The following is a 14,606-nucleotide window of genomic DNA, read 5'->3' on the forward strand; positions in this document are numbered from 1 at the left end:
CGTTAACGCGTTTTGACGCGGCCTTTACCGCGGCTTTACCAGATTCCTGAACCCGGCGGTAACCACACCAAAAGCTTTACTGACAGATCGGCATTTTACGCATTCCGATTCATGTTTCGGTTGCCGCTTCGCGCCCAATGTCGGCGAAATCGGGGAGGCTTTGCACCCCGGCATGTTCGACGATCAAGGTGCGTTGCGATGAAGACATTGTTGTTCCCACTGTTCGGCGCCGCGGCCGTGCTTGCGGCCGGCGCCGCCAATGCCAACGACCGCTATGCCGAGAGGCCGCCGGTGGTGGTCAGCCCAGATCTTTCGGCGCCCTGGGTGCTGCAGCTCGGCCATGCGCCGGGCATCGTGCGGCAGAGCCGGCAAGAGGCGCAGCCGCAACGGCGCTACCGGCGGCTGGCGGAACCGGATCAGCTGCGCACCGCAGCGCTGCAGGCACCGGCCAAGCGCATGGTGATGCGGCCGCAGATCGACCCGATCTATTTGCCGCAGGAAGTCGCCTATGACGGCCCGCAGAAGCCGGGCACGATCGTCATCGATACGCGAGAGAATTTCCTCTATCTGGTCGAGAAGAACGGCAAGGCGCGGCGCTATGGCGTCGGCACCGGCAAGCCGGGCTTCGAATGGTCCGGCACCCACAAGATCACCAACAAGCGGGTCTGGCCGGACTGGCGGCCGCCGACGGTGATGATCGCCCGCGAAGCCGCCAAGGGCCGTTATCTGCCGACCTATCTCGCCGGCGGCATGGAAAACCCGCTCGGCGCGCGCGCGCTCTATCTCGGCTCGACCGAGTACCGCATCCACGGCACCAACCAGCCCTGGACGATCGGCGGCGCGGTGTCGTCGGGCTGCATCCGCATGCGCAACGAGGACGTGGTCGATCTTTACGAACGCGTGAATATCGGAACAACGGTGGTGGTGATATAGTTGCCGCAGCGAATCATCTGGTCTAGAAAGACATTAGCTTTGGCTTTCTGAGGCCAGATGAATGAATAACGGGGGACGGGCCGTGTGGGGATACGGCCAGTCACGAAAGGGCAGCGCGGCAAGCCGTGCTGCCCTTTTTGTTTCCGCCAACGCCAGCAAGAATTGCCGGGAAGATTTCGCCGGCACGTCGCGCGACGGGCATAGCGGTTCGCTTTTCGCGCTGCCTTTTCGCGGTTCCTTTGCTATGTGGCGGCTAAAATCCAGATAAAGGCCCCATCTCGATGTCCCTTTCCGATGACAGCCGCTATCTCAAGGGCGGCCCGGTTGCCCAACGCATCATCGCCGGCGTGCGCGAGGACGCGACGATCGCCACAGCCGAAGGCTTTCCGCCCAAGCTGGTGTCGATCACCGTCGGCGATACCGCGGCGGTCGACGTCTATGTTCGCAACCAGCGCGCCAAGGCCGGGTTGGCCGGCATCGGCTTCGAGGAAAGGCGCTTTCGCGCCGACATCACCGCCGGCGAACTGGAAGCGGCGATCCACGGCCTGAACGCCGACCCGCGCGTCACCGGTATCATCATCCAGCGGCCGGTGCCGGTGCACATTCCGATCAAGACCCTGCAGGCGGCGGTGCATCCGCTCAAGGACGTCGAGGGCATGCATCCGGCCTCGATCGGCAACATCGTCTACAACCAGCTCGACCTGGCGCCCTGCACCGCCGCCGCTTCGGTCGAACTGCTCAGGGAAACCGGGCTCGACCTCAAGGGGCTCGAAGTGGTGGTCGTCGGCCACTCCGAGATCGTCGGCAAGCCGATCGCCTTCCTGCTGATGAGCGAAGGCGCGACGGTGACCGTCTGTCACCACATGACGCGTTCGGTGGCGGCACACGCACGCCGCGCCGACGCGCTGTTCGTCGCCGTCGGCAAGCCGCGGCTGATCAAGGCCGACATGGTCAAGCCGGGCGCCGCCGTAATCGACATCGGCATCAATTCGGAGATCGGGCCGGACGGCGAAAGCCGCATCGTCGGCGACGTCGATGCCGAGAGCGTCAGGCATGTCGCGTCGTGGATCACGCCGGTGCCGGGCGGCGTCGGCCCGATCACCGTGGCGATCCTGCTGCGCAACACGATGGTGGCGCTCAGCCGCCAGCGCGCCCGCTACCAGGCGACCTACGGCACGGCGGACCGGCTGGCGGCGGAGTAGGCGACTGGCGGATCACTTGGCCGTGACAACTGCCCTCTCTTCGCGAACGCCTTCGGGCTTCGGCCCACCATAGGCCCAGTCGAGCAGCTTTATCGTATGCACCACCGGCAGCTTGGCGGCGGAGGCGATCTGGGTGATGCAGCCGATATTGCCGGTGGCGACGATTTCAGCACCGGTCGCTTCGATATTCCTGACCTTGCGGTCGCGCAGCATCGCCGAAATCCCGGGCTGCAGGATATTGTAGGTGCCGGCCGAACCGCAGCAGAGATGCCCCTCGCGCGGCTCGCGCACGACGAAGCCGGCTCTGGCCAGAAGCTCCTTCGGCTGGCGGGTGATCTTCTGGCCGTGCTGCATCGAGCAGGCCGAGTGATAGGCGACAACGGTGCCCGGCTTCCGCACCGGCTCCGGCAGGTCGAGGCTTGCCAGATATTCGGTGATGTCCTTGGCCAGCGCCGAGACGCGCGCCGCCTTGTCGACATAGGCCGGATCGAGGCGCAGCATGAAGCCGTAATCCTTGATGGTGGTGCCGCACCCGGAGGCAGTAATGATTATCGCGTCGAGCCCGCCTTGCTCGATCGCGCGCGTCCAGGCGTCGACGTTCCGCCGGGCGGAGGCCAAGGCAGCGTCCTCGCGTCCCATGTGATGCACCAGCGCGCCGCAGCAGCCCTCGCCCTGGGGCACCACGACCTCGACGCCAAGCCGGGTCAGCAGCGAAATCGCAGTTTCGTTGATGCCAGGATCGAGCACGGATTGCGCGCAGCCGGTGAGGATGGCGACGCGGCCATTTTTCTTCGCGCCCTGCCCGGCATGGACGCCCGGCGAGGCCATCGGCGAGACTGCCGGGACCGACGCCGGTGCGAGCCTGAGCATGGCGCCCAGAGGCCTCAATGCCTGGATTTTCTCAAACAGGCCGGCGAGTGGCTGGCCGAGCTTCGCCAGCTTGAGCGCGGCGCGGAAACGCGAGGGATAGGGCAGCACGAAGGCCAGCATGGCGCGTGTCAGGCGATCGGCCAGCGGACGCTTGTAGGTCTCCTCGATATGGGCGCGGGCGTGGTCGACCAGATGCATGTAGTTGACGCCCGACGGGCAGGTGGTCATGCAGGCAAGGCAGGACAGGCAGCGGTCGATATGGCTGACGATCTCCTTGTCTGCGGGACGGCCGTTTTCCAGCATGTCCTTGATCAGGTAGATCCGCCCACGTGGCGAATCCAGCTCGTTGCCGAGCGTCACATATGTCGGGCAGGTGGCGGTGCAGAAGCCGCAATGCACGCATTTGCGCAGGATCTTCTCCGATTCCGCGACATGCGGATCGGCGAGCTGGGCAAGCGAAAAGGAGGTCTGCACGTAAACGAATCCTTACCGTTTGAGCATGATCTTTTCCAAAAACCGGTACCCACTTTTTGGGATCATGCTCATAGCCCGAGGAACCAGCTTTCCGGGTTCTTGACCGGCTCGCCGCGCTGCAGCGCTTGCAGGCCGAGAATGCAGCGGGCGATGAACCAGACGGCAACGGCGACCATCAGCACGACGCCGACGACCACGATCATCAGCAACGCCGAGATCAGTGCATAGAGCAGGCCGATCCAGAAGGTGCGGATCAGGAATGTGTAATGGCTCTCGACGAAGCCGCCGGCCTTGCCGCGATTGATATAGGCCAGGACGATGCCGACAATGCCGCTGACGCCGATGGCGAGGCCGGCGAGATAGAGGATGTAGATGACCAGCGCATTGGTCGGACCGGGCTCCAGCCAGCGGTCGGTCTGGCGTGAGGTACCGTTTTGACCTGGATCGCTCATTGTGCTTCTCCCTCGGTTGCCGGGGCGAGAGTAGCAGAGCCTGCGCCCGGCGCCATACGCCCGGGATTGAGGATGTTCTTCGGGTCGAATTCGGCCTTCAGCCGCGCCGACAGTGCTGCCAGTTGCGGCGCTTGCGGTTCGAACACCGGTATCGCAGCGCGGTGCGCAGGGGCGGCACGCACCAGCGTCGCATGGCCGCCGCCATGTTTTTTGATCAAGCCGCGCAACAGGCCGGCCTCGGGATCGTCCTGCTGCATGCGCAGCCAGATCAGCCCGCCCTGCCAATCGTAGAGGGCATCGACCGCGGCCTGCATGCGCAGCGCCAGCACCATACGGTGGCCCTGCGACGGCGCCATCGAGACGCGCCACACCGGCCTTTCGCTGCCGTCGGCGAACGGCGCGCAGTCGCGGATATCGCGCCAGACCGAATACGAGACCGAACCGGAAATCTCCTGCAGCGGCCCGGCGTTTTTCAGCAGGTCTTTCAGCGCGGCGATGCGGTAGGCGACCGATGGGCCGAAACCCTCGATGCGCAGCAGCGTCGCCGCATCTGTGCCGAGACTGCCACCGGCGACGCGCGCGGCGACCCGTTCGGGAAGATGGGCCGCACTCGACACTTCCGCGCTCGTGCCCAGCGCCAGCGCCATGGCGGCGGCGGCATGATCGTCGAGCAGGCCGCGGATTGCGAGCGTGGCCTCTGTCTCGGCTGAAGGCAGCACCTTGAAGGTGACGTCGGTGAGCACCGCCAGCGTGCCCCAGCTGTTGGCCATCAGCTTGGACAGATCATAGCCGGTGACATTCTTGACCACGCGACCGCCCGACTTGAAGGCCTCGCCGCGCCCGGAAACGGCCGCTATGCCGAGGATATGGTCGCGCGCAGCCCCGGCCTTCAGCCGGCGCGGCCCGGAAAGGTTCGCCGCCAGCACACCGCCGATGGTGCCGTTCCCCGGTTCGCCGCCGAGCAGCGGGCCATAGTCCATCGGTTCGAAGGCCAACTGCTGGCCGTTTTCGGCAAGCAGGCTTGCGATCTCGGCCAGCGGCGTGCCGGCCTTCGCCGACAGCACCAGCTCGGCCGGCTCATAGAGCGTGACGCCCAAGAGTTTGGAGAGGTCGAGCGTATGTTCGGTTTGCTGCGGGCGGCCGATGCCGCGCTTGGAGCCGTGGCCGAGGATTTCGAGCGGCGAGTCTTCCGCGGCTGCCCAAGCGATGGTGGAGAGGGTTTCCGCCGCGGTGGAGGGGGTGAAGGTGGTCATGGCGATACGCCGCGTTCCTTCGCGCCCCCCTCTGTCCTGCCGGACATCTCCCCCTCTAGGGGGGAGATTGGCAGCCTTGCGGACGGAGCTCTTTTTTGAAGATTGGCGAAAGCCGAAGTGACATCCAATCTCCCCCCTTGAGGGGGAGATGTCCGGCAGGACAGAGGGGGGTGTTCAAGCGCCAACATACCCCTCAAAACCTCGGAATGTCCGGGAACGCCAGTTGCCCGCGATGCACATGCATCCGCCCGAGTTCGGCGCATCGCCTCAGCTGCGGAAATACCTTGCCCGGGTTGAGCAGATGGTTGGGGTCGAAGGCGCATTTGACGCGCATCTGCTGGTCGAGGTCGATCTGGTTGAACATTTCCGGCATCAGGTCGCGCTTCTCGACGCCGACCCCGTGCTCGCCGGTCAGCACGCCGCCGACCTTGACGCAGAGCCGCAATATGTCGGCGCCGAAACTCTCCGCCTTGTCGAGTTCGCCCGGCACATTGGCGTCATAAAGGATCAGCGGATGCAGATTGCCGTCGCCGGCGTGGAAGACATTGGCGACGCCGAGCCCGTATTTCTCCGACAGTTCGCGCATGCCGGCGAGCACGCGCGGCAGTTCTTTGCGCGGTATGGTGCCGTCCATGCAGTAGTAGTCGGGCGAGATGCGGCCGACCGCCGGGAAGGCTGCCTTGCGGCCGGCCCAGAAGCTCAGCCGCTCCTGTTCCGACTGCGACGTGCGGCATGTGGTCGAGCCGTTCCTAAAGGCAATGGCTTCGACCAGGCCGATCAGATGGTCGACCTCGACACCCGGCCCATCCAGTTCGACGATCAGCAGCGCCTCTACATCCAGGGGATAGCCGGCCTGGACGAAATCCTCGGCGGCGTGGATGGCCGGGCGATCCATCATCTCCATGCCGCCGGGGATGATGCCGGCGCCGATAATGTCGGCGACGCACTGGCCGGCCTGCTCGCTGGTCGGGAAGCCGACCAGCAGGGCACGCGCCGTCTCCGGCTTCTTCAGGATGCGCACGGTGACCTCGGTGACGACGCCGAGCAATCCTTCGGAGCCGGTCATGACGCCGAGCAGGTCGTAGCCTTCCGCGTCGAGATGGCTACCGCCGAGGCGCACCACCTCGCCATTCATCAGCACCATCTCGATGCCGAGCACATTATTGGCGGTGAGACCGTATTTCAGGCAGTGCACGCCGCCGGAATTTTCCGCGACATTGCCGCCGATCGAGCAGGCGATCTGGGAGGATGGATCGGGGGCGTAGTAAAAGCCCTCCTGCTCGACGGCGGTGGTGATGCCGAGATTGGTGACGCCGGGCTGGGCGACGACGACGCGGTTCTGAAAATCGATCTCGAGGATGCGGTTGAAGCGGCTCATGACCAGCAGCACCGCGTCTTCGAGCGGCAGCGCACCGCCGGAGAGCGAGGTGCCGGAGCCGCGCGGCACGACGCGGATGTTGCGGTCGCTGCAATATTTCAGCACGCGCGAGACCTGCGCCACGGTTTGCGGCAGTACGACGACCAGCGGCAATTGCCGGTAGGCAGTGAGCCCATCGCTCTCGAAGGCGCGCATTGCATTGGCGGCGTCGACGACGCCCTCGCCCGGCACGATGATGCGCATATCGGCGACGATCTCGTCGCGCCGGCGCATCGTGGCGTCGTCTGGTTTCGGCATGGCAAGGCCGGACATCGACAGCCTCCTTCGATCGACTGGTAAAAATCTTTTACCAGCGACGGCGGTCGGTTGCAAATGCCGCTTTGGCCGGGATGAGAGGCCTATGGCCGGGACAGCCTTCCGCAGCGGCAATCTGCCGCTGCGCCCCACACTACTCGCCCGGCTGCTTGCCGGGTTCGGAGTGCATGCGGCGGACACGGCGCACGCCCCACCAGACGAGCACGACGGCGAGCGGCACCGAGGCGGCGGTGACCATTTCCGGCGCGAAGGCATGGCCGAAGATCGAGGCGCCCTTGGCGACGTAGCCGATGAGGCCGACGACATAATAGGAAACGGCGGCGACCGAGAGCCCCTCCACCGTCTGCTGCAGACGCAATTGCAGGCGGGCGCGATTGTTCATCGATGCCAAAAGATCGCGGTTCTGCTTCTCGACCTCGACGTCGACCCAGGTGCGCAGCAGCGTGGTGGCACGGGTGAGCTTCGTCGACAGGTTGGCCTGACGCTCCTCGACCGAACGGCAGGTACGCATCGCCGGCGCGACGCGGCGCTGCAGAAAACCACCCCAGGTGTCGTAGCCGGGCACCGCCTCTTCCTCGAGCGCCTCCAGCCGTTCGCGGACGATGCCGTCATAGGCGCGGCTGGCGCCGAAGCGGTAGAGGCTGGAGGCGGCATCGGCCTCCAGCTCGGCGGCCAGTTCGGTCAAGTCGGCAAGTAGCGTCTGGCTGTCCCGGGTCTCGGCGACCTTCATTTCCAGCGTGGTCTGGGCCAGCCTGTCCTCGATGCGGCGGGCGCGACCGGACAGCGTCAGCGCCAGCGGCAGGCCGAGCATGGCCAGCGTGCGGTAGGTCTCGATGTCTATCAGCCGCTGCGACAGTGCCCCGGTGCGCGCCGGCGTCAGGCCGCGGTCGAGCACAAGCATGCGGGTCAAGCCGTCGCCATCCTGACGGAAATCGGTGACGATGGCTGCGTTGCCGCGCTCGACCAGCGAGTAGCACAGGCTGGTCGGGTCGAAGCCGGCGATCAGTTTTTCGTTCGCCGGCGTCCATTTGCGGATTTCCAGCCTGATGCCGGAAATCACCGTGCCCGGCGGCGAAAACCCGTTGCCGAACGGTGTGTCTTCTTGCCCCCTGCCGTTTTCGGCGAGCGGCCCTTCCCAGAGATAGGTCGAGAACTCCGTGTGCCGTTCCCAGCGCAGCGAGCCTTTGCCCCATTTCATCGCGTGGTGGCGGGCGTGAGGGTCGGGCGCGGCGATGCCGAGGCGTCGCGACAATTCGGAAAGCACGGCCTGATCGACGCCGGATCCAGCTTCGGTCATGAAGGAAAGTTGCACCAGCACGCGCGGCTTTTCGACCAGCGGGTGCGGCCGGGCGTGGACCTCGCCAAGCGCGCCCGGCCGACCTTCATGCGCCGGAAAGCCCATGACGCTGCCGCCCACGGCTTTGGCGCGCAGCTGGAATTCGAGCTTGGACGGGTCGGCGTCTGGCACGGCTGGTCCCCCAGGCTTCTCTGAGCCCTTTGGCAATGATGTCCCTCTAGAGCGGTTCATCGTTTCACGGAAACGCCGAACCGCTCTATCTCTTTTATTCTGCGCAATTCCGGACGGAAAACCGTTTCACACTATTCCTGGAATTGCTCTAGAGGCAATCTCCAGAGGACGCAAACAGCCAGTTTAGCTGAAGGTGATATAAACCCGCGGCTGTGAAACCGACCCGGCTCCGGGGCGAATTGGATAAATAATTTGACCAGTTGGCGACGCTGGCTTTATCGTGCGCGACATCGGTTCAACCCCCAGGCATTCCGTTTGAGCGACATTTTCTCCCGGATCGAGCATTCGCGCACCGCCGACGAGGTTGTGCAGCAGATCGAGAGCCTGATCCTCGAAGGCGTCCTGCGCACCGGCGACCGGCTGCCGGGCGAGCGCGAGCTGGCGCGCCAGTTCGAGGTGTCGCGGCCGATCCTGCGCGATGCCTTGAAAGCGCTGGAAGGGCGCGGGCTGTTGACGACACGGCCAGGCGGCGGCACCCATGTCGCCGACGTCATCGGCCAGCTGTTCACCAAGCCGGTGACCGACCTGATCTCCATGCATCGCAAGGCGGTGACCGACTATCTGGAGTACCGCCGCGAGATCGAGGCGGTGGCGGCGGAGTATGCGGCGCGGCGCGCCACATCGGACGATCTGGCGCTGCTCGACCGCATCATGGCGCGCATGGACGAGGCGCACCGGACCGGCAATTTCGACGACGAGGCGGAAATCGACGTCGAGTTCCATCACGCGATCTGCGAATGCGCGCACAACATCATCCTGCTGCACACGCTGCGCTCCTGTTATCGGCTGCTGTCGGAAGGCGTGTTCCAGAACCGGCGGCTGGTGTTCAGCGTACCGGGCGCGCGCGAGGCGCTGCTTTCGCAGCACCGGGCAATCTACACGGCGGTCAAGGCCGGCGATCCGGCCGCGGCGCGGCAGGCGGCGATGAACCACATTTCCTATGTCGAACGGTCGATGGCCGAGGCCGAGCGCAGCGGCGACTGGCAGCGCGTGTCGCGGCTGAGACTCAGGCAGCGCTCCGAGCCCGGTGACGGCGAGGCGGCAAGAAAACAGCGGTAGGCACCGCCCAGAAAATTCAACGACGAACCAGCGAAGAACCAGCGGAAAAGGATCCATGAGCAGCATTCTCACCATCGCCGACCTCAAGGACCTGGCGCGCCGCCGCGTGCCGAAGATGTTCTTCGACTACGCCGATTCCGGCGCCTGGACCGAAAGCACCTACCGCGCCAACGAAGAGGATTTCCAGAAGATCAAGTTCCGCCAGCGCGTGCTTGTCGACATGGACAACCGCTCGCTGGAATCGACCATGATCGGCGAGAAGGTGACGATGCCGGTGGCGCTGGCGCCGACCGGCATGACCGGCATGCAGCATCCGGACGGCGAGATGCTGGCGGCGCAGGCGGCGGAAGAATTCGGTGTGCCGTTCACGCTGTCGACAATGAGCATCTGCTCGATCGAGGATGTCGCGTCGGTGACCAGGAAGCCGTTCTGGTTCCAGCTCTATGTGCTGCGCGACAAGGACTTCGTCTTCGATTTGATCGACCGCGCAAAAGCGGCGAAATGTTCGGCGCTGGTGCTGACGCTCGACCTGCAGATCCTCGGTCAGCGCCACAAGGATATCCGCAACGGGCTTTCGGCGCCGCCGCGAATGACGCCGAAGCACATCTGGCAGATGGCAACAAGGCCGCGCTGGTGTGTCGGCATGGCCGGGACAAAGCGACGGAGCTTCCGCAACATCGTCGGCCATGCCAAGGGCGTCGGCGACCTCGCCTCGCTGTCGTCGTGGACGAAGGAGCAGTTCGATCCGCATCTGTCGTGGAAGGATGTCGCCTGGATCAAGGAGCGCTGGGGCGGCAAGCTGATCCTGAAAGGCATTCTCGACAAGGAAGATGCGCTGATGGCGGCCAGAACGGGTGCCGACGCGATCATCGTATCCAACCATGGCGGCCGCCAGCTCGACGGCGCCTCGTCGTCGATCATGGCACTCGAAGAGATCGCCGACGCCGTCGGCGACACGATCGAGGTGCATATGGACGGCGGCATCCGCTCCGGCCAGGACGTGCTGAAGGCGCTGTGCCTCGGCGCCAAGGGCACCTATATCGGCCGGCCTTTCCTGTACGGCCTCGGCGCACTCGGCAAGGAAGGGGTTACCAAGACGTTGGAAATCATCCGCAAGGAGATGGACATAACGCTGGCACTGTGCGGAAAGCGCGTGGTCACCGACATGGGCAAGGATCAGCTTCGGCGCTAAAGTCCCGTGACGGCATGATCACGGAGGCGACGCAGGCATTGACGGAGCCCGGCATCAGTTTCTACGAGGCGCGCGGACCGCAAGGCATGCGCCTTTACGCGATCGGGGATGTGCACGGCCGGCCCGACCTGCTGACCGCCATGCACCGGCGGATCGAGGCGGAGCTCAGTCAAAGGCCGTCGGTCGATTGGCGCGTGATCCATCTCGGCGACTATGTCGACCGGGGCCCGGACTCCAGGGGCGTCATCGATTTCCTGATCGACGCGCAAAGACGCGATCCGCGTCACCTGATGCTGGCCGGAAATCATGATCTCGGCTTCCTCGATTTTCTCGATGTCCCCGACCCGGACGGGCTGTTCATGCGCTATGGCGGCATCCAGACGGCGCTATCCTATGGCGTGTCACTCGGTGGGGGCAGCGCCTGGTTTGGCCGCGCCGATGCGGCACTGCGGCAAGGGCACGCCGCACTGGTCGAGGCGGTGCCGCAGAACCATGTCGAATTCCTGCGCTCGCTGACCTTTTCAGTGACATTCGGCGACTTCTTCTTCTGCCATGCCGGCATCCGGCCCGGCGTTGCGCTGGCAAGCCAGAGCCGGCAAGACCTGATCTGGATCCGCGAGGTCTTCCACGATCACACCGGTCTTCATCCGAAGATCGTGGTGCACGGCCATACGCCGGTGCCCAAGGCCGAGATCACCGGCAACCGCGTCAATGTCGACACACTCGCCTGGCAGTCGGGCAACCTCACCGCGCTCGTGGTGGACGGCGCGGACAAGCATATCCTGACAGTCACGGGTGAGCCGGCTTAGGGAGGTTGTTGATATTCAGCCGAGGCTGCGGCGTGGAGCCTAGCGAAGCGCGGCGGTGACGCCGTAGCCGTCGACGGCATTGTGGTCGTTGGCCGCGTCGGCGGAATAAATGCCGAGGCCGCACAAGACGATAGCCGACAACATGACAAAGGACAAAAAGGCTGCTTTCACGGACGTCATCTCTTGTTGAGCTTCCTGCATCTATGCACGAGCGGGTTACCAATGCGTTGAAACGCAAAACACGTCGCAAATGTCTGACGGTTTCGCGCTTCTAGGCATGTTCTGTATCGGCGGTGTGTCGCGCGGGTCACAGGAAAGGTTCATCGCGGTTGCACGCAAGATGCAGAGCGGGCGCCTTTTAGGCTGGCGGACAGACACAGGCCAAGGATGAAACGCGTTTTCCCCGGCGGATTTGCCGCCGCGTGCCAAATATGCAACGTCGGCGCTGACAGCCGTCAGATCGCCGGGTATTGTCTCAGGTCTGAGATGATGGCGCCGTTGCGTCGAAGCCCGGCCCACGTGCCCCTACAAAAAGCGCGCCTTTCGAATGAGTGAGCTTAAGATCGTCGCGAGAGGTACGTGGTACTACGACGGCCTGATCCCTTATCGCGTCGAGATCTACGCCTTTCCTGCTCGCGACTCGTCTTCTCGTTTTGCTGAAGACGGGGAACTCACAGGCGAGTACGACGAGAGCATTCCAATCCCAGAGACAAAGGACGGCTTTCTGTACGCATGCACTCCCTTCTTTTCTGGGGAGCATCTTTCGATCGATGACGTGAAGAACTGGGCTGCCGCCCAACCTTGGGCTCCTGTCACATGGGAGTGGACGGGCGACGCAGTTTCAAACTGAGAAGCTACCGATCATCGCCACCCAGGCGCGGGCGATGGCCAGGCCGGCGGCATCGGCTTGCGGTCCGTTGCGGGCCATTTCATCGTCGAGCCGGCCCGCCCATTCAGGATGCCGCTCGGCGATCAGCGGCGCGAAGGACGTGCTCCAGTCGCGAACCATCGGCCGATCGGCCTCGAAATGGAACTGGAAGCCGTAGACGGCGCGGCCGATGCGGAACGCCTGGTTCGCGGCGACGGCGTTGCCGGCCAGCCGCACGGCAGTCTCGGGCAAGACAAAGGTGTCGTCGTGCCATTGGAAGATCGGGAATTTTTCAGGCAAGGCGGCGAGCACCGGATCGGCCTGCGCCGCCGCGGTAAGCGCGACCTCGTGCCAGCCGAATTCCGAGGCACCGCGTATCTGGTTCTCGCCGCCAAAGGCGCGCGCTACCAACTGGCTGCCAAGGCAGATGCCGAGCACCGAGCGATCCCTCTCGCCAAAGTCGCGCGTCAGATCGAGCAGACCCGGGAAATAAGGGCAGAGCTCGTCGTCCAGCGCATTCTGGGCGCCGCCGAGCACCACCATGGCGTGATGCTCGCCGCTATCTTGCGGCAGCGCGTCGCCGCGATAGGGCCGGCGCAGGTCGATATCGGCGCCCGCCTCGACAAGCGCCGCGCCGATCTGACCAAGGCCCTCATTGTCGAAGTTCTGGACAACCAAGACCCGCATCGAAACCTGCTGACATGAAATGATGCAGCGAGCGATATCATGGCGCCAGCATTGCAGCCAACAGGGAATGCCTATGCCACTACAAAACCGGGTCGATCCGTTCGGCGCCATCCATGCCGTGCCGGAGCGCGGCCTGTTCATGGGCAATCGCGGCATCATTCACGACCCCGAGACCAGAACGCTGTTGAAGAAGCGCTGGGCGCTGCAAGCCTGGATCATCTGCGTCTGCGAATACGGCGACGTGCGGCGCGAGCCGATGGGGCGCAACCGGGCTGGCGGCAAGGCCGGCTGGACCGAGCTGTTTTTCCTCGACGAGGTGACGGCACTTGCCGCCGGGCACCGGCCCTGCTTCTTCTGCCGGCGCGAGCGGGCCAGGGATTTTGTCCAGCGCTTCGGCGACGCCTTCGGCATTGCCGAGCCACGCCCGCCGCAACTCGACAAGCGCCTGCACAAGGAGCGCCTGGCATCGGGCGGACCGGCGCCGAGACTGAAACCGGAGGCGCTTGCGGACTTGCCGGACGGCACGATGATCTCGTCGGGAAACAGGGCGTACGCCCTGTTTGACGGCGCCGCGCTGCCCTGGAGTTTCGGCGGCTATGGCGAACCGGTGGGATTCGGCGGTTTTACCGACAGTCCAATCCGCCTGCTCACGCCGGCGACAACTGTTTCGGTGCTAAGGCAGGGCTACAAACCTGTCTGGCACGCCACAGCGGAGACTTGACGCCGGGGACAGCCTCGACCATTCCTCGACGATGCGCGCCAATTACAAGATGCAGCGGCTGTTCGTGCCAGACGGGCTTGGACCGGATACCGAGTTCGACATCGGCCCGCAGCAGAGCCATTATCTCTCGCATGTGCTGCGGCTCGGCGAAGGCGCCGAGCTTCTGGTCTTCAACGGTCGCGACGGCGAATGGTCGGCGGCGATCGCCACGAAGTCGAAGAAAGCTGTACGCCTGAAGGTGCTGGAGCTGCAGCGGCCGCAGCCGCGGCTGCCCGATCTCATCTATTGCTTCGCGCCGCTGAAGCAAGGACGGCTCGACTACCTCGTGCAAAAGGCGGTGGAGATGGGCGCCGGCATCCTGCAGCCGGTCATCACCCAGCATACGCAAGTGGCAAAACCCGGCATCGAGCGCCTGCGCGCCAATGTCGTCGAGGCGGCCGAACAATGCGGCATATTGGCGGTGCCGGAGCTGCGCGAGGCGGAAAAATTCGAGCGCCTGCTCAGCAACTGGGACCGAGAGCGGCGGCTGATCTTCTGCGATGAGGACGCATCGACCAATAATCCCCTGCCCGCATTGCAGGCGGTGCGGGAGAACAAGCTCGGTCTGCTGGTCGGGCCGGAGGGCGGCTTTTCCGACGAGGAACGCAGGATGTTGAGAGCCCAGCCCTTCGTTACCGCCATTCCGCTCGGGCCGCGCATCCTGAGGGCGGATACGGCGGCGGTGGCGGCACTGGCGCTGATCCAGGCGACAATCGGCGATTGGTGATCAATTCCAGTTACCCTCTGGCTCAGGATTTTTCGCTTGATCGGCTACTGACATTTCGTCCATCTAGCGCCGGCGGTGGGCGCGCGTCCTTTCGGGCGC

At 64.6% G+C, this 14,606-nt stretch carries 15 protein-coding genes; 8 read left to right on the top strand and 7 right to left on the bottom strand.

All coding sequences use genetic code 11. From position 1 onward, the window contains the following. Window positions 1-198: 198 nt before the first annotated feature. On the top strand, window positions 199-933 hold the full coding sequence (locus NKH70_RS05420; RefSeq protein ID WP_353024913.1) for a L,D-transpeptidase: 735 nt from the start codon (window positions 199-201) through the stop codon (window positions 931-933). Between the two features lie 281 nt (window positions 934-1,214). After that, the gene (locus tag NKH70_RS05425; protein ID WP_353024914.1) at window positions 1,215-2,135 is read left to right on the top strand and encodes a bifunctional 5,10-methylenetetrahydrofolate dehydrogenase/5,10-methenyltetrahydrofolate cyclohydrolase; all 921 of its coding nucleotides are present in this window, start codon (window positions 1,215-1,217) and stop codon (window positions 2,133-2,135) included. Window positions 2,136-2,147: 12 nt separating this feature from the next. On the opposite strand, the gene glcF is transcribed toward NKH70_RS05425, so the two are convergent. From glcF to NKH70_RS05450, 5 genes are all read right to left on the bottom strand, one after another. Continuing rightward, window positions 2,148-3,479, bottom strand: a complete 1,332-nt coding sequence (gene glcF, locus NKH70_RS05430) for a glycolate oxidase subunit GlcF (RefSeq protein ID WP_353024916.1) — start codon at window positions 3,477-3,479, stop codon at window positions 2,148-2,150. A 68-nt stretch (window positions 3,480-3,547) separates the two neighbouring features. Next, the gene (locus NKH70_RS05435) at window positions 3,548-3,931 is read right to left on the bottom strand and encodes a DUF4870 family protein (RefSeq protein WP_353015884.1); all 384 of its coding nucleotides are present in this window, start codon (window positions 3,929-3,931) and stop codon (window positions 3,548-3,550) included. After that, window positions 3,928-5,184, bottom strand: coding sequence for an FAD-binding protein (locus tag NKH70_RS05440; protein WP_353015882.1), 1,257 nt, complete (start codon window positions 5,182-5,184; stop codon window positions 3,928-3,930). The genes NKH70_RS05435 and NKH70_RS05440 overlap by 4 nt, the downstream gene beginning before the upstream one ends. 193 nt (window positions 5,185-5,377) lie before the next feature. Beyond that, window positions 5,378-6,874: an FAD-linked oxidase C-terminal domain-containing protein gene (locus NKH70_RS05445; RefSeq protein WP_353015880.1), complete on the bottom strand. Its 1,497-nt coding sequence runs from the start codon at window positions 6,872-6,874 to the stop codon at window positions 5,378-5,380. Window positions 6,875-7,010: 136 nt separating this feature from the next. Continuing rightward, on the bottom strand, window positions 7,011-8,345 hold the full coding sequence (locus NKH70_RS05450) for a DUF3422 family protein (protein ID WP_353015878.1): 1,335 nt from the start codon (window positions 8,343-8,345) through the stop codon (window positions 7,011-7,013). 315 nt (window positions 8,346-8,660) lie between these two features. Here NKH70_RS05450 and NKH70_RS05455 point away from each other — a divergent pair, with 315 nt between their 5' ends. Genes NKH70_RS05455 through NKH70_RS05465 form a run of 3 tightly spaced genes read left to right on the top strand, consistent with a single transcriptional unit; the run spans window position 8,661 to window position 11,465 of the window. Next, on the top strand, window positions 8,661-9,464 hold the full coding sequence (locus NKH70_RS05455) for a FadR/GntR family transcriptional regulator (RefSeq protein ID WP_353024918.1): 804 nt from the start codon (window positions 8,661-8,663) through the stop codon (window positions 9,462-9,464). Window positions 9,465-9,519: 55 nt separating this feature from the next. Beyond that, entirely contained in the window at window positions 9,520-10,656 is a 1,137-nt protein-coding gene (locus tag NKH70_RS05460; RefSeq protein ID WP_353015874.1) for an alpha-hydroxy acid oxidase, read from the top strand. A 38-nt stretch (window positions 10,657-10,694) separates the two neighbouring features. Next, window positions 10,695-11,465 (top strand): metallophosphoesterase, encoded by a 771-nt coding sequence (locus NKH70_RS05465; protein ID WP_353024941.1) that lies wholly within the window; start codon window positions 10,695-10,697, stop codon window positions 11,463-11,465. Between the two features lie 39 nt (window positions 11,466-11,504). Here the strand turns inward: NKH70_RS05465 and NKH70_RS05470 are convergent, their stop codons facing one another. Next, a complete protein-coding gene (locus NKH70_RS05470; RefSeq protein ID WP_292664785.1) occupies window positions 11,505-11,645 on the bottom strand; it encodes a hypothetical protein in 141 nt (46 codons plus the stop codon). A 367-nt stretch (window positions 11,646-12,012) separates the two neighbouring features. On the opposite strand from NKH70_RS05470, the gene NKH70_RS05475 reads away from it, so the two are divergent. Beyond that, window positions 12,013-12,315 carry a hypothetical protein gene (locus tag NKH70_RS05475; RefSeq protein WP_352715450.1) on the top strand — a complete coding sequence of 101 codons (303 nt, stop codon included), beginning with the start codon at window positions 12,013-12,015 and terminating at the stop codon, window positions 12,313-12,315. On the opposite strand, the gene NKH70_RS05480 is transcribed toward NKH70_RS05475, so the two are convergent. After that, window positions 12,307-13,020, bottom strand: a complete 714-nt coding sequence (locus tag NKH70_RS05480) for a type 1 glutamine amidotransferase (protein WP_353024921.1) — start codon at window positions 13,018-13,020, stop codon at window positions 12,307-12,309. The genes NKH70_RS05475 and NKH70_RS05480 overlap by 9 nt on opposite strands. Window positions 13,021-13,093: 73 nt before the next feature. Between NKH70_RS05480 and NKH70_RS05485 the strand changes: the two genes are divergently transcribed. Continuing rightward, on the top strand, window positions 13,094-13,741 hold the full coding sequence (locus NKH70_RS05485) for a hypothetical protein (protein ID WP_353015872.1): 648 nt from the start codon (window positions 13,094-13,096) through the stop codon (window positions 13,739-13,741). A 31-nt stretch (window positions 13,742-13,772) separates the two neighbouring features. After that, entirely contained in the window at window positions 13,773-14,507 is a 735-nt protein-coding gene (locus NKH70_RS05490) for a 16S rRNA (uracil(1498)-N(3))-methyltransferase (protein WP_352715455.1), read from the top strand. Window positions 14,508-14,606: the final 99 nt, after the last annotated feature.

This window comes from Mesorhizobium sp. M0991, from assembly GCF_040318915.1.
Classification (GTDB): domain Bacteria; phylum Pseudomonadota; class Alphaproteobacteria; order Rhizobiales; family Rhizobiaceae; genus Mesorhizobium.

Excerpts from the sequence above, each read along its gene's own strand:
- NKH70_RS05475 (WP_352715450.1), top strand. The coding sequence starts at position 12,013 with ATGAGTGAGCTTAAGATCGTCGCGAGAGGTACGTGGTACTACGACGGC.
- NKH70_RS05435 (WP_353015884.1), bottom strand. The coding sequence starts at position 3,931 with ATGAGCGATCCAGGTCAAAACGGTACCTCACGCCAGACCGACCGCTGG.
- NKH70_RS05490 (WP_352715455.1), top strand. The coding sequence starts at position 13,773 with ATGCGCGCCAATTACAAGATGCAGCGGCTGTTCGTGCCAGACGGGCTT.
- NKH70_RS05460 (WP_353015874.1), top strand. The coding sequence starts at position 9,520 with ATGAGCAGCATTCTCACCATCGCCGACCTCAAGGACCTGGCGCGCCGC.
- NKH70_RS05480 (WP_353024921.1), bottom strand. The coding sequence starts at position 13,020 with ATGCGGGTCTTGGTTGTCCAGAACTTCGACAATGAGGGCCTTGGTCAG.
- NKH70_RS05485 (WP_353015872.1), top strand. The coding sequence starts at position 13,094 with ATGCCACTACAAAACCGGGTCGATCCGTTCGGCGCCATCCATGCCGTG.
- NKH70_RS05445 (WP_353015880.1), bottom strand. The coding sequence starts at position 6,874 with ATGTCCGGCCTTGCCATGCCGAAACCAGACGACGCCACGATGCGCCGG.
- NKH70_RS05470 (WP_292664785.1), bottom strand. The coding sequence starts at position 11,645 with ATGACGTCCGTGAAAGCAGCCTTTTTGTCCTTTGTCATGTTGTCGGCT.
- NKH70_RS05440 (WP_353015882.1), bottom strand. The coding sequence starts at position 5,184 with ATGACCACCTTCACCCCCTCCACCGCGGCGGAAACCCTCTCCACCATC.
- NKH70_RS05425 (WP_353024914.1), top strand. The coding sequence starts at position 1,215 with ATGTCCCTTTCCGATGACAGCCGCTATCTCAAGGGCGGCCCGGTTGCC.
- NKH70_RS05420 (WP_353024913.1), top strand. The coding sequence starts at position 199 with ATGAAGACATTGTTGTTCCCACTGTTCGGCGCCGCGGCCGTGCTTGCG.